This window comes from Ferruginibacter sp., assembly GCF_049840995.1.
Classification (GTDB): Bacteria; Bacteroidota; Bacteroidia; order Chitinophagales; family Chitinophagaceae; genus Ferruginibacter.
On sequence record NZ_JASGIP010000006.1, the window covers coordinates 343220 to 365288 of the forward strand.

Genomic DNA, 22069 nt, shown 5'->3' on the forward strand with positions numbered 1-22069 from the left:
CACTTAAAATATTTCCATATCTCCGGCGCAACCATCTTTCTGTTATCTACATCTACTCTCTTACGGTCTCTTTCTTTTAAGATATAATGCTATTCCATAATTTTTGCAATGGCAGCGTATCGGCATATCATTATCAGCTACAACTATTGTTTATGATGCGCTTTGAGCAATTGAACACAGTGGTTTCTTCCATCATCAACTGGAGCAATGCAGAGCGGGCTTCCTTTTTTGCCATGCTGCATACCGCCCGGTACCAGGCTGGCGAATACCTGATCAAAAAAGGCGAATCCAGGGACGCTGTCTTTTTTATTGTAAAGGGCCTTACCGGAAATATCATAGAAGACAAACATGGCAACCAGTTTCCTGTACACCTCTGCTTCGAGAACGACCATGTTTCCAGCATGGTAGGTTTTTTAAATGATCCTTCCACCACTACCAACCTGGTAGCGTTGGAAGATACCGACTGTATTGTGATACCAAGGGCCGCCCTGCAATGGCTGTACGACAATGTAGAAGATGGCAATAAATTTGGCCGCATACAGCACGAACGCATCCTTTCACTGTTAGTAAAAAGGCAGCGCATCAATTATATAAAAGACCCGCTGGAACGCCTTGGGCTACTGCAGGAAATTTATCCCGGTATAGAAAAAAGGATCTCGCAACGTTTTATCAGCGCGCTGCTTAAAATTGACCAGGCGCATTTTTCCCGCCTTAAAACAGCCATTGAAAAAAATACCCTATAGATCAATATGCAGTTACATTCTTCCTTTACGCAATTAATGAAAGTGTTTTCGGCGCCCATACAATGGACCGATGCACAGGTACAAAATTTTACCGGCCAGCTGATCGTAAAAAAATATAAAAAAGGCGAATTCCTGCTACAGCCCCCACAGGTATGCGAACACCTGTTCTTTATCAACAGCGGCTTTTGCAAGGCCTGTATCAAAGAAGAAAAAGGAAGAAGCAGGATCATTTATTTTTCCGGCGAAAATGAGTTTACCACCGATATGATCAGCTTTCTTGCTGCAGCGCCGATGCAATGTAATATCTATTGCAAAGCGCTGGAGCATATGGAAGTGGTACTGGTGCCGCGTACAGCGCTGGAGTGGATATACGAAAATGTGGCAGAGGGTAACAAACTGGGCAGGGTACTGTACCGGCAATATGCAATGGTAAAGATGCAGGACATGTACGACAGCTACAGGCCCGACCCATTGGAACGCTACAAAAGCCTGGTGTTGAAATTCCCGGATATTGAACAGCGTTTATCCCAAAAGCTGATCGCATCTTACCTGAACATTACACCGGAATATTTTAGTATGCTGAAAGCAAAAAACAAGCGGTCATGAGGTTCTTTTCGACAAAATCTTAAACTATATCAATGACCTGCTTCCAAATTATTAAACTTTATCAAGCCCGTTTTATTTCTGTGGACGCATCTTTGCATGACTAAATCCATAGTAAAAATACGGTCAATAAAGCATTTATACGTAACCGTTATCCTCCCAAAAGACCAGGCTTCTTAGATGAAGCAACCATGCCGGAATACGGGTGCACACGTAATGCCGGCGGGTTAACCAAACACACCTTCCCAAGTTTAACCAACAAATTTACCAGGATCTGCAACCGATCAAAATAGTATGGTAACGCTTACCCGTAACCGGAATATTTTTTTTTGTAAGGATGCTGTATTTAATAATACCGGGCACAAACGATTGTTGCCTTTGCCGGTAACCTGAAAAATAATGAGAAGAAAATTTTTTACTAAACAGAACAATATGATCACACAAAGACAAGTACAGCCCGTAGATGGGCAAAAAGGATGCTGGCATATAGCCATACGATCCCTGCGGCGAAAGATCAAGGCTGCGCTGCTTTTATCTGGTGGTATACTGGCAGCAGGCCATGCGGCCCAGGCCCAGGCACCCACCATCACCTACCCCGCTGCAGCGCAGGACATCACCCGTGCCTACAGCCAAAGCAATCTCACCGTCAAGCTCGTCTTCAACGGCGCCTGTACGGGCGCCACCACGGTAAAGGTTGCGCTGCCGGCATCGGTAACCTATGTGGCCGGTACAGTGGCCAAAACATCAGGCACGGCGGGCCTCAGCATCAGCGAAGGCAGCATTGCCGACCTAAGCAACCCCGTGTTCAACATCGGCGGCAGCATTGCCACCGGTAGCGACATCACGTTTACCATTGCCCGAAGCGCCGCCTGCGGCAGCCTGGCCACGGCTAAAGACAGTGTATATGTATTCACCAGCGGTGGCTGCAGCAACGGCAGCGAAACAGCCAATACAGTAAATACATACAATCTTCTTTCACCTTCATTGGCCATTACACCACCACCGGCATTAACCAATGCAGTGGTGGGCACCACAGCTACACGTACCACCACGGTAACCAATGGTGGTAATGGTGTATTGGATACCCTGCGCTATTATGTAGTGTACACAGCAGGAGGTATCATTAATACAAGTGGTACCAATACCATTACAGCAAATGGTGTTGCATTTACGCCCAGCAGTACCAATGGTGATACCTTGTTTTATAAAATATATGGTGCCTCTTTATTTGGTGGCGATAACTTATTGAGCAATGGCGAAACCGTTACCATTACCGAACCCATAAAAGTGGTAAAATGCAATACCGCCACGACTTACGGGGCCGGATGGGGCAAAACCAAAGCCACCCAATGCCAGGTAGCAACCGGAACCAGTGCGGTGACCATGGCTACCGGTGTGACCAACCTTGGCATTGTTACCAGCGATGTTACCCTTGTGGGTGCATGCGCATCTGCGCCCGGTCTTTCCAAATCGGTGTTTACCAACAATGGTACCGGCGGCAATGCCGGGGCTATGTACAATGTAATTGCCAACCTTGGTTTTATTGATAATTCACAGATTCTGTTTGTTTCCAGTAATGGCGAATACCTGAGCAACTTTACCTTTGGCGCAGCGCCGGGCACAGGCACCGCATTGGTGGTAGATACCCTCGGCACCGCCTACACGAGCAATGCCAGTGTGCGTGCCCGCCTCAGCCAGTTTACAACCGACCCCGATGGGGCCGGTGTGGGGCTGGACGACCTGGATGGCGATGGCCAGTACGACGACCTTGCCCCCGGCAAAAGCTTTACCATTTTCTTCTATCGCAATTATAAAACAAGCACACTTTGCCCTAGAGCCAGTTACGCCCATTTTGTAGGTGCTACGGCTACTTATAATGATATGTGCGGTACATTGGCTACCAGCCTTCCCTCCAATGGCGTTGGCGGTCAGCGTACTTTATATACCGTACCCAATCGTGACATCAACACCGTGCCGCAAATTTTTAACGGGGTACCCTTTACCGTTACCATCAGCCATTATTCAGCAATGATAACGGCCGTAAACCAATCGGTAGACAGTATGGAACTGACGCTTACATTGCCAGCAGGTGTTACTTATGTGCCCGGTACCTTCTATTTTAGAGGATTTGCCCGGCCCGATGCTGCCAATGTCACCGTTTCAGGTTCTACCGTTCAGTTCCGTACCAAACTCAATGGAACCAATAACCTCTGGTACCAGGATGATTTTACTTTTGATTTGGTGTACGATTGCAGCGGTGGTAGCCTGGTAAACCTTTCGTGGGAAATGGATTATGTAAACACCCGTAGTTGTGGCGATATTGTAGAACGGCTCTATTGTGGTTCCAAAACAATACCTGCTGTTTGCCCGGCGTCATGCCCCGGTGGCCTGGCCAATATATTTACCAAGGCAGAGCGCACTTCGCTGGGCTTTACCGATGCCACGTTGGCCACAAGGATAAACCCAGGCAGCATACCGGCCGTGCAACTGGCCACTGTATTGCCTTACGACACCGTGGTGGTTACCAACAGCGCACAGCAATCGTCGGTAGCGTACAGCAATGTGCATTTTAATTTTGAGCTGGATAAAGTAAGCGGGCAAAACACACTGGTATTCATCAGCGGCACGTACAACCATAAGGCGGCGGGCACCGGCACCATTACCACAGTGGCCATGCCTGCACCAACCGACCTGAGCACCGCCACCCACACGCAGTGGGACTGGAACCTTACCGGCCTGGGCGGATTGCCCGCCACACTTTCGGCTGGCGATAGTGTATGGGTAGCCGTTACTTATCTTGTTAGCAATGCTGCCAGCGGGCAGTTATATGGCATCATACCTACGTATGCACCCAACGCCAATTCTTATTTTTATAGTAATGATGCCAGTGCTGTTAGGCAGTATTGCCTGAACCTCGTACCCCTAATCCGTTTTGTGGGTTATGCAAATTATGGAACCGGGTATTGGGGCGGCGGGCCCAACACGCTAGTGGGTTGTGGTGCAGCCTCACCCCGTGCTTCTTACTACAATGGATATGGTGTAAACTACCGGATATTCAATAACGAATTCCGCCCCAGCCACCGTGTAGATTCTGTAGTAATAATATTACCCCCTGGTGTGGAATATGATGCCAGCGCTACCCCCACGATAAACTATACAAGGTGGGCAGATGTATATAACCAAAGTGTCGCAACATTTAATATTGGTGCGCCTGTTATCAACGGGCAAAGGCTTACGTTTATCAACCCCGGGAACTGGCCGCTAAATGATGTTGGTGCTAATGGAAGTCAATCAGACAGTCGCATTACCTACAGCCTCAAATCTACCTGCGAGGCAGGCAACACCACCGGCCCATTGCCTTTGCTGCAACAGTATTATGGTAAGACATATTATTACGATAATACCACTGTACCCATGACCGTTACCACCGCCTATGCCATTGGTGCCAGCTTCTTTGGTATTGACGGCAGCAAGCGCCCCAGCGTAGCGGTGCAAAACAATACCGGTGTGGTGCAGGGTGTACAACCGCAGCAATATTGGGATGTGCAGGTGGCCAACCCCAGCACCCAAACAGCGCCTTACCTGTGGCTGGCTTTAGAAAAAGCAGCCGCCAGCGGCATCACCATCGATAGTGTGGTACTGAAACCCAGCAACCTGGTACTGACCACCGCCTCTACCTATGGCACCGGCAACAAATGGTACCAGGTAAGCGCCGCAGGCTTAACAACGGGAAGCACACAACAGGCAAGAGTATATTTTAAGTATACCAATTGTACTCCGGATAGTATTCTTTTGAAAGCAGGATGGAATTGTACGGGTTATCCTAATGCAGACCCTACTGCATATGCCTGTACCGCCGCACAGACTTACTTAAAAGTTGTGCCACAACCCAGCCAGGTGCAGCTAAGCGTGGCCCGTCAACCCGGCGGTGGCAGCAGCATCAACCTGTGCACCACCGACAGCACTTTGCTGATTGTAAACAGTGCGCAGGCGGCCAACCTGGTGAGTCCTTATGTAACGTTCTACCCGCCGGCGGGTGTTACCCCGGCATCCACCATACAGGTAGAGTATCCGCTGGGCAGTGGCAATTACCAGCCGGCCACCGTTACCAGCATTGGCGGTGGCGGTTATAAGATAGACCTTAGCGCCCACACCGCCATTGGCAGCAATGGCATGCTGGGCACCGCTTCCAGCAATCCGGCCTTCACTCCTTTGGGTGGCGACAGGCAGGCCAAAATAAAGCTGGACTTTACCACCAGTTGCGGTTTTGTATCGGGTTCTTCTTTCAACTTTAATGCCTATGGCAATATGCCTTGCGGCGCAGCCGCTACCGGCAATGGTGTAAGCGCCAGCACCAGCGCATTAAATATTACGGGGGCAACAGCAGCCGGCAGCGCCGGTGTGCTCATGAGCTTTGGCGCCGCTACTGCAGTTAGTTGTGGTACCAATATCAGCTTCTCACAAACCATCACGCCTACAGGTATGCCTTCCGCCGCCGGTGATACCATGGTGTACACCTTACCGTTAGGTATGGCCTATGCGGGTAACCTTACCACAGGCTTTACGGCAACCGTATCCGGCCAAATAGTAAAAGTAGCCATGCCTGCAGGCGTAGCAGCAGCAACGCCCATCAACTTCAGCTTTGATGTAACCGCAGCAGGCGGTGGTTGCGGCAGCGGCAGCGTAAGCGCTGCTTACCAGCGCAGCATTGCACCATTGAGCTGTGGTGGCACACCCTGTGCCAGCAGTAGTGCGGTGATTGCGAATGGGGCGTCGCCGGTGATTGCGATGAATAAGCCTGACCTGAGCATTACGGCTGTAACAAAAACCAGCGGTGCTTTTGTGCCGGGTGGTACTGTAAATGTAAATGTAACTGTTGCCAACAGCGGCACGGTGGATGCACCTGCAGCTACTTATATAGTAGAAGTATTCTGCGGTAGCAGCAGCATTCCGTTTGCAACAGATTATTTTCCTTCGGCCATAACAGCCGGCAGCAATGCCACCGCTGCTATGACGTTTACCATTCCTGCAGGTGGCAGCAGTTGTACAGTAGGCGCTACCACCACTTACAAGATACTTCCTGTAACGGCGTTGGGTACTTCGCAATGTATATGCAGTGCAACGACGTTCACACCGCTGATGGTATTGCCGGTAACTTTTACCAGTACAGATGCCACCGCAGATAATTGTGCCGTGGATGTAAAATGGTCGTACGAACTGAGTAATGCCTGGACCTTACAGCAGTTCGTTGTAGAGCGCAGCAGTGATAATACCAATTTTACTGCTGTAGCTACATTGGCTGCAACTGCGGTTCACTATACCGATGTGGTGCCTGCCAGCGGCAATTGGTACTACCGCATTAAAGCGGTGGAAGTAAATGGTAATATCACTTACAGTAAAACAGTAGTGGTAAAAGCCAGCAGCTGCCAAGGCACGGGATTGAAAGTATATCCTAATCCTGCACATGGACAGTTACAAATAGTATTGCAGGGCAACAGCAATACCAATAATTATCAATTGATAGATGCTATTGGACGCATCATTCAGAATGGTTCATTACGATCCAATACCAACAACACCATCAACATCAGCAAAATTGCTTCGGGTATTTATATCCTTAAAGTATGGATGGATGGTGTGGTGCAAACCAAACAGGTTCATATAGTGCCATAATAAGGTTTGGTTTTTAATAGGGTAGATGGGCGGCATGTTTTTACATGCTGCCCTTTTTTTGTGCCGTTAATTTTACTGTATAATAAAATGATGGTTGTAGATACTGCTATGGTGTGCAGCTTATTACTTTACAAATGCAAGTACAGCATCAGCAAATTCGGCAGGCGCTTCCTGTGGTACATTATGCCCCACTTTTACTATGCTTCTTTTATAGCCGCCTTTAAAATAATGCGCATCTTTACCCGTTCCTGCAAAGGGCTCTACGCCATCGGCTGTTGCGTCTACTATAATGGCGGGCACCTGTATAGCGGGTTGTTGTTGCAAAGCCTGTTCCATGGCTTCAAATTGCGGATCGCCGTTCACTAATCCATAACGGTGCCGGTATGAATGTACCACCACCTCCACAAAATCAGGATTATTGAATGATACGGCTGATGCGTCAAATGTTGCATCATCAAAATTCCAGGTAGGCGACCAGTTGCGCCATAAAAGTTTGCAGAGTTCATACCGGTATTGCGTCAAGCCAAGGCGGCCCCGCTCGTGATGAAAATAAAACTGGTACCAGTTCAGCATTTCAATTTCCGGAAGCGCAGGCACTGCATACCCCGGAATATTTTGAATATTATATCCTGCTGCCGAAACAAGCCCAATAACACGTTCCGGAAAAAGCGCTGCAACAATACAGCAGGCCCTTCCACCCCAGTCGTAACCACCAACAATTGCTTTTGGTATCAGCAATGCATCCATCAACGCTTTCAGGTCGTGCGCCAATGCGGCCTGCTGACCGGAACGGATGGTATCGGCCGATAAAAATTTTGTTGGTCCATAGCCCCGCAGGTAAGGCACTATCACACGGCAGTTCTTTGCCTGTAAATAATTTACCACTCCATCATAAGTCCTGGTGTCGTAAGGAAAACCATGCATCAGTATAACGGGTATACCATCAGCATTACCACTTTCTTCATAAGCGATGCAAAGGTCTCCTGCGTTAATGTATTTTAAGATGCCCATGTTGATGGATGTGCTGAAGTTGATTTGCACAAAAGTACAATAGTATTGCTGATGGTAATTTTTGGGCTTTGCCGGAACGATCTTTTAAATATTTATTGATTTGTCGGTTGATTGCGTTTCAAGATAAACGGTAAGGCAATCAGCCCGATGCCTATCCCAAACAAAAGTCCTTGAAGCATATCCGGCATGTTTTTAAATTGCGAAACGGCTATTGTTGTTGTAAGAAAGAAAAGCCCAGGAGGAATTAAGAGGTAGGATTTTGCAAATTTTTGTTTGATGGTTTTTGTGATACTGAATTTTCTATTATTTTTTTTAAAATGCGTGCATTCAATACATTGTTATAAAACACGAATTTCATTTAGTTCTAATGCTGAATAATTTTCATTTGAAAATATCTTAAAAGTAGCAGTAAGGTCACTCCAGTTTCCGTTAAGAGGCAAATCAAAAAAAGCTTCGCCTACCAGGAACAGATCACCTTTTCTTAAGCCAGAAGGCCGATCAACAAATTCTACATCTTTATATATATGCTGTCCATTAGCAATAACACTGTCTTCGGCCTTTGTTACTTTATAAACATTTTCTATTTCGTCCGGCAAACCATATCCCTCAATTACTTTTTTTAATAATTCAGGTGTCCATTGATAATAAGGATCATGCAGTGTTAAATCAAATGCTCCCGTATAGTCTTCCACTGCCAATAGTTCTATCCATTGCAGTATAGCAGTTTCAATCTCGAACTTTGAAACAGGACTTGGTAATCGTAGTTCCATACAATCAGTTCAGTATTTTAATTTGTTACGAAAGTTAGAATTGGCTGCCTTTTATCAGCGCTGTTTTTATATTCGCTGCATTTTTAAATTTAAACCCGTCAATTCTTTTACCCGCTTGCCGAAGATATTTAAGTCTTTGGAATTTTGTAGAAAAGTCCCATATCGGCCTGTTGTTGCTTTCAGACCTATCGCATTGGTTTTTTCAACCCATTCTTTTACACTTAGTTTATAACTGTTCAGCCCTACTTGGCTTTTAATTATGGCAAATTCGCCATAATTAAAAGCAGGATTATAAACTGCTTCCCAAATTCCCAGGTATTCAACTGTATTTCTGTTGCGAAGCCAATCCGAAATAAAAAAGTCCCCATCTTTTGCCTTCAACATATCAGTTAAAGAAATATACTCTCCCCCATTCTCTGTAATTATCGTGATCTCTTTACCCTGAACCTCTATCTTTTTGTTTTTTGCCATAGTCCTATTTCCAGTTATTTTATTTATGATTTGATAAATAACATTTATTAGGAAAGGCAATTTCCTGAGCCTTGGATTGGGAGGGTATAAAATAAAAAAGCCTCAACATTTATCATGTTAAGGCTTAAACTGTGCGGACCGGACGGGACTCGAACCCGCGACCTCTGCCGTGACAGGGCAGCATTCTAACCAACTGAACTACCGATCCTCCTGTCTCAAAAACCGGGGAAAATTGCTTTTCCCGTTTTTGGGAGGGCAAAGATAGGTTTTTGATTTTCTCATTCCAAAACTTTTATTAAAATATTGTAATCCCTAATTTTACATTCTGTGTTACAACCAACCAAAAGCATTTGAAACTAAAATAAATCTACATGCCTGAACTTAAAAACCGCCAGTTCCTCGATTTTGAAAAGCCGATCAAAGACCTGTACGACCAGATCGAGGTACAAAAAGCCAGCGCAGAAAAAAGTAAAGTAGACCTGAGCGATTCCATTGCCAAACTGGAAGAGAAAGTGACCGAGGTAAAACGGGAACTGACCAGCCACCTTACCCCCTGGCAAAAAGTGCAGCTGAGCCGTCATCCCGACAGGCCTTATACCCTCAAGTATATCGAAAAAATGTGTACCAACTTCATCGAACTGCATGGCGACCGCAATGTAAAAGATGATAAAGCCATGGTGGGCGGCTTTGCGCAGCTGGATGGTGAAACGGTGATGATCATTGGCCAGCAAAAAGGTATCAACACCAAAATGAGGCAGTTACGCAACTTTGGTATGGCCAATCCGGAAGGCTATCGTAAGGCCCTACGCCTGATGCGCCTGGCAGAAAAATTCAACAAACCTATTATTACATTAATTGATACCCCCGGCGCTTATCCAGGGCTGGAAGCGGAAGAAAGAGGCCAGGGCGAGGCCATTGCCCGTAATATTTACGAAATGATCCGCCTGAAAGTGCCCGTGATATGTGTGATCATTGGCGAGGGCGCCAGTGGTGGAGCATTGGGTATTGGCGTGGGCGACAAGGTTTTTATGCTGGAAAACACCTGGTATACCGTAATATCGCCGGAAAGCTGCAGCAGTATTTTGTGGCGTACCTGGGATAAAAAAGAAACTGCGGCCGAACAATTGCGATTGACCGGCGAAAACATGCTGCATTTTGGCCTGGTGGATGGTGTGATACCCGAACCCCTGGGTGGCAGCCACTGGAATTATGACGAGGCGGCCCAGATACTTAAAAATTATCTTTTACCTGTACTGGCCGAACTGAAAAAGATACCTGCCGAAGAAAGGATTCAGCAGCGGATCGAAAAATTTGGAAAGATGGGTTTTTGGGAAGAATGATTATTACAATCAACTATTTATAATAAAAAGAGGCTCAGCAAAAAGCCTCTTTTTTATTGACAAACTGTTAAATACTAATTTTCAATCACTTGCAATAATCCAGTAACTTTGAGCAAACATTTGCTTTTATGCTTAAAGTTGGAGTTATTGGCGCCGGCCATTTAGGAAAATTTCACCTGAATAACTGGGCCGAAATTGATGGCGTTCAACTGGTGGGATTTTGCGATTCCGATGACGCCAATGCCAAACTGGTTGCTGAAAAATATAACCTCCCCCGCTATACTGATGCTGAACAACTGATAGATGCCTGCGATGCGCTGGATATTGTGGCCCCTACCAGCTTTCATTATGAATTATGCGAAGCCGCTATAAAAAAAGGCAAACATGTTTTTGTGGAAAAGCCTTTGGCCAATACCATGGACGAAGCGAGGATACTGGTAAAATTGGCCAAGGAAGCCAATATCAAATTCCAGGTAGGGCATGTGGAAAGATTCAATCCCGCTTTTCTTGCACTGAAAGAATATAATTTGAACCCCATGTTCATTGAAGTGCACCGCCTGGCGCAATTCAATCCGCGGGGTACCGATGTAAGCGTGATACTGGACCTGATGATACATGATATCGATATCATTTTAAGCCTGGTAAAAAGCAATGTAAATTATATCAGCGCCAACGGCGTATCGGTGATGAGCGATACACCTGATATTGCCAACGTAAGGATCGAGTTTGACAATGGCTGTGTGGCCAATCTTACCAGCAGCAGGATATCGATGAAGAAGATGCGTAAAATGCGTTTGTTTCAAAAAGATGCCTACATCGGCATCGACTTTTTAGAAAAGAAGACCGAGATCATCAAACTGAATACACCGGGCGATAAAAATGTTTTTACGTTTGATATAGAGACCAACAGCGGTAAAAAAACCATTGCTATTGCCAACCCGGGTGTACCCGAAGTGAATGCTATAAAAATGGAGCTGGAAGAATTCCGCAATGCCATCGTGAACAACAGCGATACACCGGTTAGTGTGGTGGATGGTTTCAGGGCAATGGATGTGGCCCACCAGATACTGGAAAAGATCAGCAAGGCCATTCATAATTGACCAGGTTCCTTTTATAATTCTTAACCCCAATCTTTTTACAGATTAATTGAAACAGTCCCGGATTCATACAGGATGGTACGTTGCAGGCGATCTTATTGCTGCAGTGATAGCATGGATGATCTTTTATTTTGTGCGTAAAAAAATCATCGCCGAACCTTTTTTAGTAGGGCATAAATTTTACATCGGTTTATTGCTGTATCCTGTTGCATGGGTAATGCTCTATCATCTTGCAGGAAGCTACAAGAATATCTACACCAAATCCAGGGTGTTGGAATTGTCGAATACTTTCAGTTATTCTTTTGCAGGAAGTATTATGATCCTCTTCCTGTTTTTATTGTACGATGCCACAGGTGATTACAATATTTATTACAAGGAATTTTTATCGTTGCTGGGTATACAGACCGTTGTTACGTTTATTGTACGCCTGTTCTTTTTAAACAAAGCAAAAACGCAGCTGGAAAAAGGCAGTGTGTTCTTCAATACATTGATCGTTGGTTCCGGCGATAATGCAGCCGCGTTGTACCGATCCATTACCGGCAATACCGAAAAGACCGGTTACATGGTAAAAGGATTTGTGGATACCAATGGTAACCATGCTCATTTACCTGCCGCTCTGATCAATTTTGGCAGAACAGAAAATTTGCCGCAAATAATTACGGAAAATAAAATTGAGGAAGTGATCATAGCGGTAGAAAAAAAAGAAAGAGAAAAAATAGAAAAGATATTACAGCAACTGAGCGACAGGAATGTGAACATAAAGATCACACCCGATACCGTGGATATTTTGAGTGGCGCCGTGCAAACCAGTAATGTATTGGGTATCCCGCTCATCGACCTGCATTCGGGCCTGTTACAATCCTGGCAGCAAAATATTAAAAGGCTGCTGGATATAATGGTGGCAGTATTGGCGTTGATATTACTTTCGCCCCTTATCATTTATACTGCTTTAAGGGTGATCGCTTCCTCCAAGGGACCGTTGTTCTTTTTACAGGAAAGAGTGGGTTATAAAGGTGAGCCTTTTACCATGTTCAAGTTCAGGAGTATGGTGGAAGATGCAGAAAAAAATGGCCCGCAATTAAGTTTTGATGATGACCCCCGCATTACCAAATGGGGCAAGGTAATGCGCAAATGGCGGCTGGATGAATTGCCGCAATTGTGGAATATCATTATAGGAGAAATGAGCCTGGTAGGCCCAAGGCCCGAAAGAAAATTCTATGTAGACCAGATCATACAACAACACCCGGAGTACAATTATCTTTTCAGGGTAAAGCCGGGGCTCAGCAGCTGGGGCATGGTGAAATTTGGGTATGCTTCGTCGGTAACTGAAATGATAGAACGCATGCGTTACGACCTGGTATATATCGAAAATATCTCCCTGGCACTCGATTTTAAGATCATGCTGCATACCATCAAGATCATCTTCAGCGGGAAAGGCAAATAACAATTTTTTATTCTATATAATGGTGCATTCATTCAGCTTTTAAGTGCTGCGTAATGCAACGTTTTGTTTATTTTTGAAGAAACCAAATGGATTTGAAAAAGATCGCCGCTTTTATTGCCTTGCTTTATTGTCAACTGTCAACGGGTTATTGCCAGCAATCATCGTATTGGCAGCAACGTGTCAATTACAAAATTGATGTTACGCTGAATGATGTGGATAACACGCTGGACGGTTATGTAAAAATGGATTACTTTAATAACTCCCCGGATACGCTTTATTTTATCTGGATCCATTTATGGCCCAATGCTTATAAGAACGATCGCACTGCTTTCAGCGACCAGATGCTGGAGAACGGCAGCACCAAATTTTATTTTTCCAACAACGATGAACGGGGTTATATCAATCATCTCAGCTTCCGGGTAAATACGGTGAATGCAAAAACGGAAGACCATCCGCAGCACCAGGATATTGTGAAACTGGTATTACCCACACCATTGGCGCCTAAAAGCAGTTGTAAAATAGAAACACCTTTTCGTGTAAAACTTCCCCTGGTATTTTCGAGAAGCGGGCATAATGAACAATCTTACCAGGTAACACAATGGTATCCCAAACCGGCAGTGTATGATAGTAAAGGATGGCATCCTATCCCCTATCTTGACCAGGGAGAATTTTACAGCGAGTTTGGCAATTTTGATGTGCAGATAACCCTTCCGGAAAATTATGTACTGGCTGCCACCGGCAACCTGCAGGAAGATAAGGAACGTTTGTGGTTGCAGAAAAGAAAGGTTTTTGACCGCAGCGGTACAGATGCCAAAAAGAAAAAAACAATTACGCTTTCCAAACAAATAGCTTCTTCCAAAAATTTAAAAACACTGCACTACCAACAGGATAATGTACACGATTTTGCATGGTTTGCAGATAAAACATTTTCAGTAAAAACTGATACCCTCAAATTGCCTTCGGGTAAAGTGATCAGTGTGTATGCATATTATTTTTCGGAGAATGAAGATGTATGGGCCAACAGTATTCAATATACCAAGCAGGCCATTCTTACTAAAAGCAGGTGGCTGGGCGAATACCCTTACAATGTGGTAAGCGTGGTGGATGGCGGCATTGGCGGTGGTATGGAATATCCCACCATTACAGTGCTGGAATCGGGTGGCACTGAAAAAATGCTGGACTTTGTGATCAATCACGAAGTGGGGCATAACTGGTTTTACGGTATACTGGCCAGTAATGAACGCCTGCATCCCTGGATGGATGAAGGCATGAATACCTATTACGACAACCGCTACCTGGTACAGCAATATGGGAATACTTCTGTTGATTTTGTAGGATTACCCAATTTTCTAAAAAAGAAAATGCCGCTGGATTACCAGGATCTTTATTTACGTTCCCTGATCGCTGTAAAAAAAGACCAGCCGATCGAAACGCCTTCTGAAAAATTCAATGAATCCAACTATAACATGGTAGCCTACACGAAAACAGGCGAGTGGATGTCTGTACTGGAAAAGCAACTCGGTCAACCATTGTTCGACAGTTGTATGAAAGAATATTACCGCCGCTGGAGTTTTAAACATCCTTATCCCGAAGATGTGAAACAAACCTTTGAACAGGTAAGCGGCAAAAACCTGGATGCAGATTTTGCTTTACTGGATAAAAAAGGAGCGCTGCCCGATCAGCCCATAAAAAAAGATATCCGCTTTACCAGCTTCTTCAATCTGAAGGAAACTGATAAGCACCATTATATTTCACTGGCGCCTGCAATTGGTTATAATTTTTATGACAAATACATGCTGGGCATTTTAGCACACAATTACAGCTTGCCGGCCACTAAATTTAAATTTTTTGTGGCTTCGCTGTTCGGTTCCAAAGCCGGGCAGATAAGTGGTGTGGGAAGATTGAGTTACAGCTGGTTCCCCGGCAGTAACGGGCAAAAAGCGGAACTGAGTGCTTCCGGTGCCTCCTTCAGCGGTGATACGTATGCTGATTCCACCGGCAAACTCAACTACCTGCACGTTTATAAATTCACCCCTTCTTTTAAATTCGTTTTTGGCAATAAAGATCCCCGCAGTACCATCACCAAATTCGTACAATGGAAAACTTTTATCATCAACGAGCAGCAGGTGTTGTTTACAAGAGATGATATACGGCAGATCGATATTATTACTTACCCTATACAAACAAGGTATGTGAACCAGCTGCAGTTTGTAGTGGAAAATAAAAGGGTATTATATCCGTACAAAGGAGCATTACAGGTGGAGCAGGGCAATGGTTTTGTACGCACGAATTTTACCGGTAATTATTTTTTCAATTATCCAAAAGGCGGTGGACTTAACCTGCGGTTCTTTGCAGGTAAATTCTTTTATACCACCGATAAGACCTTCTTAAAACAATTTGAGACTGATATCTATCATTTGAATATGACCGGGCCAAAAGGATACGAGGATTATACCTACAGTAATTATTTTGTTGGCCGTAATGAATTTGACAAATTCTCTTCGCAGCAGATCATGATACGTGATGGCGCCTTTAAAGTAAGGACCGACCTGCTGAGCAGCAAGATCGGTAAAACAGATGACTGGTTGACGGCGGTTAATCTTACAACAGATATTCCGAAAGATATCAATCCGCTGCAGGTATTACCAATAAAAATTCCTTTAAAAGCATTCCTCGATATCGGCACCTATTCCGAAGCATGGAAAAAAGATGCACCATCCGGTCGTTTTTTATATGATGCCGGCCTGCAGCTTTCCCTGTTCAAAGACCTGGTGAATATTTATATCCCGATATTATACAGCAAAGTATACCGGGATTATTTTAAATCAACCATTCCTGAAAAAATGTTCGTGAAGAATATTGCATTCAGTATAGATATTCAAAATACATCATTGAGAAAATGGATCCCTCAAATTCCTTTTTGATGGAACAGCCGCGATACCTTTTACATGAGCAGATTGATAAAAAAAAATGGGACGACCGTATTGCAACTGCCGCCAATGGCCTGGTCTATGCCTGCAGCGGCTACCTGGATGCAATGGCAGGGCAATGGGATGCACTGGTGTTAAATGATTACGAAATAGTGATGCCGCTTACTTCCCGCAAAAAAATGGGCATCCGGTATCTGTTCCAGCCTTCTATTACACCGGCGTTGGGTGTTTTTGGCGATAATATTTCTGTAGCAATGATCCGGGATTTTCTTAATGCCATTCCCCGTAAGTTCAAAGTACAGGACATTAGTTTTAACAGTAGTAATCAATTAAGCGGCAACAGAGGTACTATCATTCCAAGAAGCAATTATATACTTGCTCTTTCCGGTGAATATGCATTTGTGCAGCAGGGCTATTCAGAAAATATACAGCGCAATATTACCCGTGCGGTTAAAGCAGGATGTACCGTAAGCAAAGATGTTTCATTTGAACAGGTAGCAACTATCTGTAAAAAAGAATTCCCCAAATTCACCACGGTAGAAAATGGCTTGTTCGAAAAACTGGAGATGGTATACGATACATTCCGTCAGCAGAGCGAAACATACGGTGTTTATTCAAAAGAAGGCATGTTACTGGCTTCCTGTATTTTTCTTTTTTTTAAGAACAGGGCTTATTACTGGCTGGTGGGTAATGCGGTGGAGAGTAAACAGTTTGGCGCTTCTTCTTTACTGGTAGATAGTTTTATTAAGGATCATGCCGGAAAAGATCTTGTACTGGATTTTGAAGGCAGCGATACGCCTTCTGTTGCTGATTTTTATAAAAAATTCGGCAGTACACCCGAACCCTACAGCAGTTTGTATATCAATGACCTCCCCTTCCCCATCAGTCTTTTAAAACCGTTGCCGGAATATTACCGCCGGCTTATTTCAAAATAGACAAAAATACTTCTTCCGGTTGTATAGCATTTTTATAATAAGGCGCCAGCTCTTTATAGCCCGTAACAGTTACTTTAAAACCACATTGCTGCAAACGATCGATATAATCCTGTAAAAGATAGATACGCACATGGTCTTTTTGCCCGAATAACGCTGATTGTCTTTCCGGATCATTAATGCCCGGCTCTTCAATTGTGGTAAGTATACTAGCGGAATAGGGTACCTGCAGTATCGCACGGCCGCCCGGTTTTAATACCCGCCTTATTTCCTGCATAGCTTTGATATCATTGGGTATATGCTCCAGGATATGATTGCCGATCACCAGGTCAAAACTATTATCGCTGAATGATAAAGCCGTGGCATCTTCCGTCTTAATATGATCGTCGATACGTTTGTAAAACAGTGGTTCAATATCAGCAGTAATTATTTCGTTGGATGAATGGAGGTAATTATAGATATTCTTTTCAGGAGAAAAATGCAATACTTTTTTGCCGGAGATCAGCAGTTCTTTTTGCATAACTGCTATCAGCAATCTTTCCCTCGCTGTACTGAGACAATGAGGGCATAAAATATTTTCTCCATACCCTGCGATCACTTTATTTTTTTCCAGCGCCGCAGCATTTTCTGCTGATGGATGATCGGGCACAAATTTGCTGTATACAGCGCCACAACAATTACATTCAAAGCCACTGCCTTTATATTTTGCGTAGCTGATACGGCAACGGGCTCTTTTAACTGCAAATAAAAATTGGCGGTAGCTGCCCTGTAAAATATAATAGAGCCCTGCTTTCTTTAAAATATCTTTTAAAAATTCTTTCAATGAAAATTATTGTGCGGCAACGATTGATTCAGCAAGAACTAGATCGAGGGGCTGCGTGATCTTTATATTGTCTTCTTCCCCTTCCACTAAATTTACCCTTAATCCAAAAGCTTCCACCACCGTAGCTTCATCGGTGAATTTATCTTTATAATCAATATTAAAAGCGGGTAATAATATTTTACTGTGAAAGGTTTGTGGTGTCTGCACCAGTCTTACGCGGCTGCGTTCCACTGCTTCGTTATCTTCGCCATCCACCAGCCTTACACTGTCTTTACTGTTAATAACGGGAATGGCTGAGCCAAATTCCATGGCGGCTTCATAACAACGTTTTACAAGATCAATGGTCAGGAGGCAACGCACCGCATCGTGTACAAACACTATGCTTTCATCTTTTATCATGCGTAAACCATTCTGTACCGAATGAAACCTTGTTCTTCCTCCTGTGGTGATCTTGATGCGGTTGTAATCAAAAAATGCATCAATGATCTCCTGCCCTGCTGCCACATGTTCTTCCGGCAGCACCAGTATCACCTGCATATCTTTGTATGCTTTCAAAAATGTATCAAGGGTGTAATACAGAACGGGTTTATGGTTCAGTAACAAAAACTGCTTGGGTACAGCATTGTTCATACGGGTGCCTATGCCACCGGCTACTATTACGGCTATCTTCTTAAGTTGTACCTGTTCTGCTTCCATCGTATATAAACTAACGGTACAAAAATACGATTCTGTATCTATAAAAGTAATAGTAAAATAGCGGGGATGTTTTCAGTATAGCGCCCAAAAACATTTCAGTAAGTGTGTAAGCTTTTTTCTACATCAATCGTGGTATATTTTCACATAGCTTTCGCCATCACTGTTCCGTGCACCACGGTACATACCGGCGCTGTTCAGCACCATGGCCACATTTCCTTTTGCATCCACGCCTATCATGCCGCCTTCACCATCCATGTTCTTTAATTTATTGTTCACCACTTCATTCATTGCATCGTGTATGTTCATGCCTTTGTATTCCATCAGGCAGCTTACATCGTAAGCGGCAACAGCACGTATAAAGGGTTCGCCATGGCCGGTGCAGCTGATGGCGCAGGTTTTATTATTGGCATAAGTACCGCAGCCTATCAATGGACTGTCGCCAATGCGGCCGTATTTTTTATTGGTCATACCACCGGTACTGGTGGCAGCAGCAATATTGCCGTCACCATCGCAGGCAACAGCTCCCACGGTACCAAATTTTTTATCCTTGAACAATTCTTCCAGGCCCTGGTGTGTATGATCGAGTGAATAGTTATCGCTATCCCTTATTGCTTTCCACTGGTCGTACCGGAACTGCGAAAAGAAGAATTCATCCGGTTCCAGTTTAATGCCTTGCTTTATTGCAAAATCATTGGCCCCCTTACCACTTAAAAAAACGTGGTTGCTGTTGATCATTACTTCTGCAGCCAGTTCTATCGGGTTGCGCACATTACGCACCGCAGCTACAGCGCCGGCGCTCAGGTCTTTACCATTCATGATAGCGGCATCCATTTCCTGTACACCTTTTTTAGTAAATACGGAACCGCGGCCGGCATTGAACATCAGGTTATCTTCCAGTATCACTATGGCGGCTTTTACCGCATTAATGGCGGTACCGCCTTCTTCCAATACAGCATAGCCTGCATTGAGTGCATCATTCAATCCTTTAAGGTAAGCGGCTTCCAGTTCCGGCGTCATATCTTCTTTCAGGATGGTTCCTGCGCCGCCATGAATTGCAATCGAGAGCTTTTGCATACGTGTTGGTGGGTATTAGTTATAAGTCCAAAAGTATTTAATTTACTGCCATAAAACTTCTACAATTTTCAGCCAATGTTTAAACGTGCATTAACGAAAAGTGATTTCCTTTTAATAGTCGTCAATCTCATTCCGCTGTATGGTGTGTGGTTTGAAGGATGGGATCCCAAAACGATGTTCCTGGTGTATTGCATGGAAACCGTGATCATTGGTTTGATCAACGTTATAAAGATGGCTTGTGTAACCCTGTTTGTAAAAAGTACCGATGTATGGGAGAATAACGGCAGTAGCACCATGCAAAGCGGCTGGTTCTTTATTTTCTTTTTTATAATTCATTATGGCTTTTTTGTGTTCATACAAACGCAAATGTTTTTTGGTGTTACCGGTATGATACCCGAAGGAAATATGTTGATGAAATATTCCAGTATACCAAAATTACTGGGCGATAATGGCATGCTGATGCTGCTGATATTTATCGCTTATTATACGGTACAGAATATATTCAGCTTTTTTAGTTCCGGCTTATATAAAATCATCAGCCTGGGCCGCCTGATGTTTGAGCCTTACCTGAGAATATTTGTGCAGCAGGTGGTGGTGATACTGGGCAGCATGTTCCTGAGTTTTGGCGCCGGAAAAATATTCATGCTGGTGTTTGTGGCTGTAAAAATATTCTTTGAGTTATTTATAAATTTCGATAGGTATTTAGCTATTGCTGAAAAAAAACAACGATTGAAGGAGCGTTTTAAAAAATGACGAATTTATATACAAGGGACTGCTTCAGTCCACCGTTTAAATTCCAAAAATCATTTTTAAATGGCATTTGTATCTCGGTTATAGCTGGTATTGCTGATTGAAGAACGTTCTTTATGGAGTCATACTTACCACTTGTTAAGAATGTCTCTTTTAAGGTAAGCTCAATTGATGCCGGCAATGGATTGGCTTTTACAAATCCTTTCCATTCAATGTCCTTATTATCCTCCGTAAATTTCTCCAATGCCTTTTCTGAATTCACCAATTCAATTGACTTAAAGAAGCTCATTGCTGCCAGTTTTAAAGAATCTTCTTTCATCGACTTATCAGTATAAGCGCCATTAAAATACAGGATATAATGTTTGATCTCTGCAAAATTTTCTGCAAAAAAAACCGTGCTGTTAACGCTGATAAAACCTTTGCTTCCTTCAGGCAATTGTTTGATTGCATCTTTATCAGCAACCATTGGGGTAATCATCAGCTCGGGAATAAACTGTATTCCTTCAGCAGAATCCAGGATCAGCTTATCATTTTCCATACGGCCAATATATTTTATAGAAACATCACCGCGTTCTCCTCTGCCTTTTTCGCTTAGCTTATAGCTGATGCCGTGTGCACTATCCAGTTGCAGCCATTGGCCTTTATCAGCAGCATTTTTATTGTTGCAGGAATAAATGAAAAAAAGAAGAAGAATAAGACAAAGTTTATTCATCGGGCAATTTATTGAAGCAGTTGCTTACACTCCTGTAATAATTTTGCTTTGTCAATGGCCACCGTTCCCACTTCCTCACAAACCAGGCCACCGGCAATATTGGCTATCTCTGCCATCAGGTGTACATCTTTTGTAGCGGCATATACCAGCGAGGCTACGGCTATAACGGTATCGCCTGCACCGCTTACATCTGCAATGCTGCGTATATGAGTAGGTATCAATGCCGCATCACTTGCATTATTGTAGAACACCCCTTTTTCTGATAAAGTGATGAAAGATATTTTATGCTGCAGTTTTTCCTGCAACTGCAGGTGTATATTTTTTAATGCATCCGCATTCACTTCGTCTGACAAAATATTCAACCCTTCTTTTACTTCTTTTAAATTGGGTTTAAATATATCCACGCCTTTGTAAGAGAAAAAGTTTTTCCGTTTGGGATCCACCGTAGTGATGATACCCTGCTTACTGCATAAAGCAACAACAGCATTGATACAGCTTTCGGTAAGTACTCCTTTGTTGTAATCTTCCAGCACCACCACTGCAGGTTTTTCGGTATTTATAAATTTTTCTACAGCTTCCAGTAATGCTGCTTCATCGGCGCTACTGATATCGGTAGTGTATTCAGCATCCAGGCGCATCATGTGCTGGTTGCGGCTGATGATGCGGATCTTATTGGTAGTGATACGCTGCTGGCTGTACACGAGGTATTTTGTGCCGATATTATTATCGTTGAATAACTGCGTAAGCTGTGCGCCATCTTCATCTTTACCCAGCACGCTCAGTACATTCACCTGTGCCCCCAGCGATTGCAGGTTCAATGCCACATTACCGGCACCGCCTATACGCTGTTCTTTTTTACTTACTGCCACTACGGGTACCGGCGCTTCGGGGGAGATACGGTCCACCTTGCCCCACCAGTAGGTATCCAGCATTACATCGCCAATAACAGCGACTTTTACATTTTTAAACCCGGAAAATAGCTGATCAAAATCCATGAAAC

At 44.0% G+C, this 22069-nt stretch carries 17 protein-coding genes and 1 tRNA gene; 9 read left to right on the forward strand and 9 right to left on the reverse strand.

Going from position 1 to position 22069, the window contains the following annotated elements:
- The first annotated feature begins 152 nt into the window (after window positions 1–152).
- From QM738_RS16640 to QM738_RS16650, 3 genes are all read left to right on the forward strand, one after another.
- A complete protein-coding gene (locus QM738_RS16640) occupies window positions 153–743 on the forward strand; it encodes a Crp/Fnr family transcriptional regulator (RefSeq protein WP_462277858.1) in 591 nt (196 codons plus the stop codon).
- Between the two features lie 6 nt (window positions 744–749).
- Complete coding sequence (locus tag QM738_RS16645) at window positions 750–1349, forward strand: Crp/Fnr family transcriptional regulator (protein ID WP_462277859.1); 600 nt, start codon at window positions 750–752, stop codon at window positions 1347–1349.
- Window positions 1350–1745: 396 nt separating this feature from the next.
- On the forward strand, window positions 1746–7019 hold the full coding sequence (locus QM738_RS16650; protein WP_462277860.1) for a T9SS type A sorting domain-containing protein: 5274 nt from the start codon (window positions 1746–1748) through the stop codon (window positions 7017–7019).
- 123 nt (window positions 7020–7142) lie between these two features.
- Here the strand turns inward: QM738_RS16650 and QM738_RS16655 are convergent, their stop codons facing one another.
- The 4 genes from QM738_RS16655 to QM738_RS16670 all read right to left on the reverse strand — a co-directional run bounded on the left by QM738_RS16655 (window position 7143) and on the right by QM738_RS16670 (window position 9479).
- Window positions 7143–8060, reverse strand: a complete 918-nt coding sequence (locus QM738_RS16655; RefSeq protein ID WP_462277861.1) for an alpha/beta fold hydrolase — start codon at window positions 8058–8060, stop codon at window positions 7143–7145.
- A 308-nt stretch (window positions 8061–8368) separates the two neighbouring features.
- On the reverse strand, window positions 8369–8800 hold the full coding sequence (locus QM738_RS16660) for a hypothetical protein (RefSeq protein WP_462277862.1): 432 nt from the start codon (window positions 8798–8800) through the stop codon (window positions 8369–8371).
- 66 nt (window positions 8801–8866) lie between these two features.
- Complete coding sequence (locus tag QM738_RS16665; RefSeq protein WP_462277863.1) at window positions 8867–9271, reverse strand: KilA-N domain-containing protein; 405 nt, start codon at window positions 9269–9271, stop codon at window positions 8867–8869.
- Window positions 9272–9405: 134 nt separating this feature from the next.
- Window positions 9406–9479 (reverse strand) — tRNA-Asp (locus tag QM738_RS16670).
- A gap of 163 nt (window positions 9480–9642) precedes the next feature.
- On the opposite strand from QM738_RS16670, the gene QM738_RS16675 reads away from it, so the two are divergent.
- The 5 genes from QM738_RS16675 (at window position 9643) to QM738_RS16695 (ending at window position 17017) form a co-directional block, all read left to right on the forward strand.
- Window positions 9643–10611 carry an acetyl-CoA carboxylase carboxyltransferase subunit alpha gene (locus QM738_RS16675; protein ID WP_462277864.1) on the forward strand — a complete coding sequence of 323 codons (969 nt, stop codon included), beginning with the start codon at window positions 9643–9645 and terminating at the stop codon, window positions 10609–10611.
- Window positions 10612–10739: 128 nt separating this feature from the next.
- Window positions 10740–11711, forward strand: coding sequence for a Gfo/Idh/MocA family protein (locus tag QM738_RS16680; protein WP_462277865.1), 972 nt, complete (start codon window positions 10740–10742; stop codon window positions 11709–11711).
- A gap of 46 nt (window positions 11712–11757) precedes the next feature.
- A complete protein-coding gene (locus QM738_RS16685; protein ID WP_462277866.1) occupies window positions 11758–13152 on the forward strand; it encodes a sugar transferase in 1395 nt (464 codons plus the stop codon).
- 92 nt (window positions 13153–13244) lie between these two features.
- Window positions 13245–16076 (forward strand): M1 family metallopeptidase, encoded by a 2832-nt coding sequence (locus QM738_RS16690; RefSeq protein ID WP_462277867.1) that lies wholly within the window; start codon window positions 13245–13247, stop codon window positions 16074–16076.
- The gene (locus QM738_RS16695) at window positions 16076–17017 is read left to right on the forward strand and encodes a hypothetical protein (protein WP_462277868.1); all 942 of its coding nucleotides are present in this window, start codon (window positions 16076–16078) and stop codon (window positions 17015–17017) included. Before QM738_RS16690 ends, QM738_RS16695 begins: the two co-directional genes overlap by 1 nt.
- Here QM738_RS16695 and QM738_RS16700 read toward each other — a convergent pair.
- The 3 genes from QM738_RS16700 to QM738_RS16710 form a co-directional block, all read right to left on the reverse strand.
- Entirely contained in the window at window positions 17004–17837 is an 834-nt protein-coding gene (locus QM738_RS16700; protein ID WP_462277869.1) for a class I SAM-dependent methyltransferase, read from the reverse strand. The two genes, QM738_RS16695 and QM738_RS16700, sit on opposite strands and share 14 nt — an antisense overlap.
- 6 nt (window positions 17838–17843) lie before the next feature.
- Window positions 17844–18533 (reverse strand): 2-C-methyl-D-erythritol 4-phosphate cytidylyltransferase, encoded by a 690-nt coding sequence (locus tag QM738_RS16705; protein ID WP_462277870.1) that lies wholly within the window; start codon window positions 18531–18533, stop codon window positions 17844–17846.
- Between the two features lie 123 nt (window positions 18534–18656).
- Complete coding sequence (locus QM738_RS16710; RefSeq protein WP_462277871.1) at window positions 18657–19607, reverse strand: isoaspartyl peptidase/L-asparaginase family protein; 951 nt, start codon at window positions 19605–19607, stop codon at window positions 18657–18659.
- Window positions 19608–19682: 75 nt separating this feature from the next.
- Between QM738_RS16710 and QM738_RS16715 the strand changes: the two genes are divergently transcribed.
- Window positions 19683–20360: a DUF6498-containing protein gene (locus tag QM738_RS16715; protein WP_462277872.1), complete on the forward strand. Its 678-nt coding sequence runs from the start codon at window positions 19683–19685 to the stop codon at window positions 20358–20360.
- Here QM738_RS16715 and QM738_RS16720 read toward each other — a convergent pair.
- On the reverse strand, window positions 20350–21069 hold the full coding sequence (locus tag QM738_RS16720; RefSeq protein WP_462277873.1) for a permease-like cell division protein FtsX: 720 nt from the start codon (window positions 21067–21069) through the stop codon (window positions 20350–20352). The genes QM738_RS16715 and QM738_RS16720 overlap by 11 nt on opposite strands.
- An 8-nt stretch (window positions 21070–21077) precedes the next feature.
- Window positions 21078–22064 carry a bifunctional heptose 7-phosphate kinase/heptose 1-phosphate adenyltransferase gene (locus QM738_RS16725; RefSeq protein WP_462277874.1) on the reverse strand — a complete coding sequence of 329 codons (987 nt, stop codon included), beginning with the start codon at window positions 22062–22064 and terminating at the stop codon, window positions 21078–21080.
- Window positions 22065–22069 lie beyond the last annotated feature (5 nt).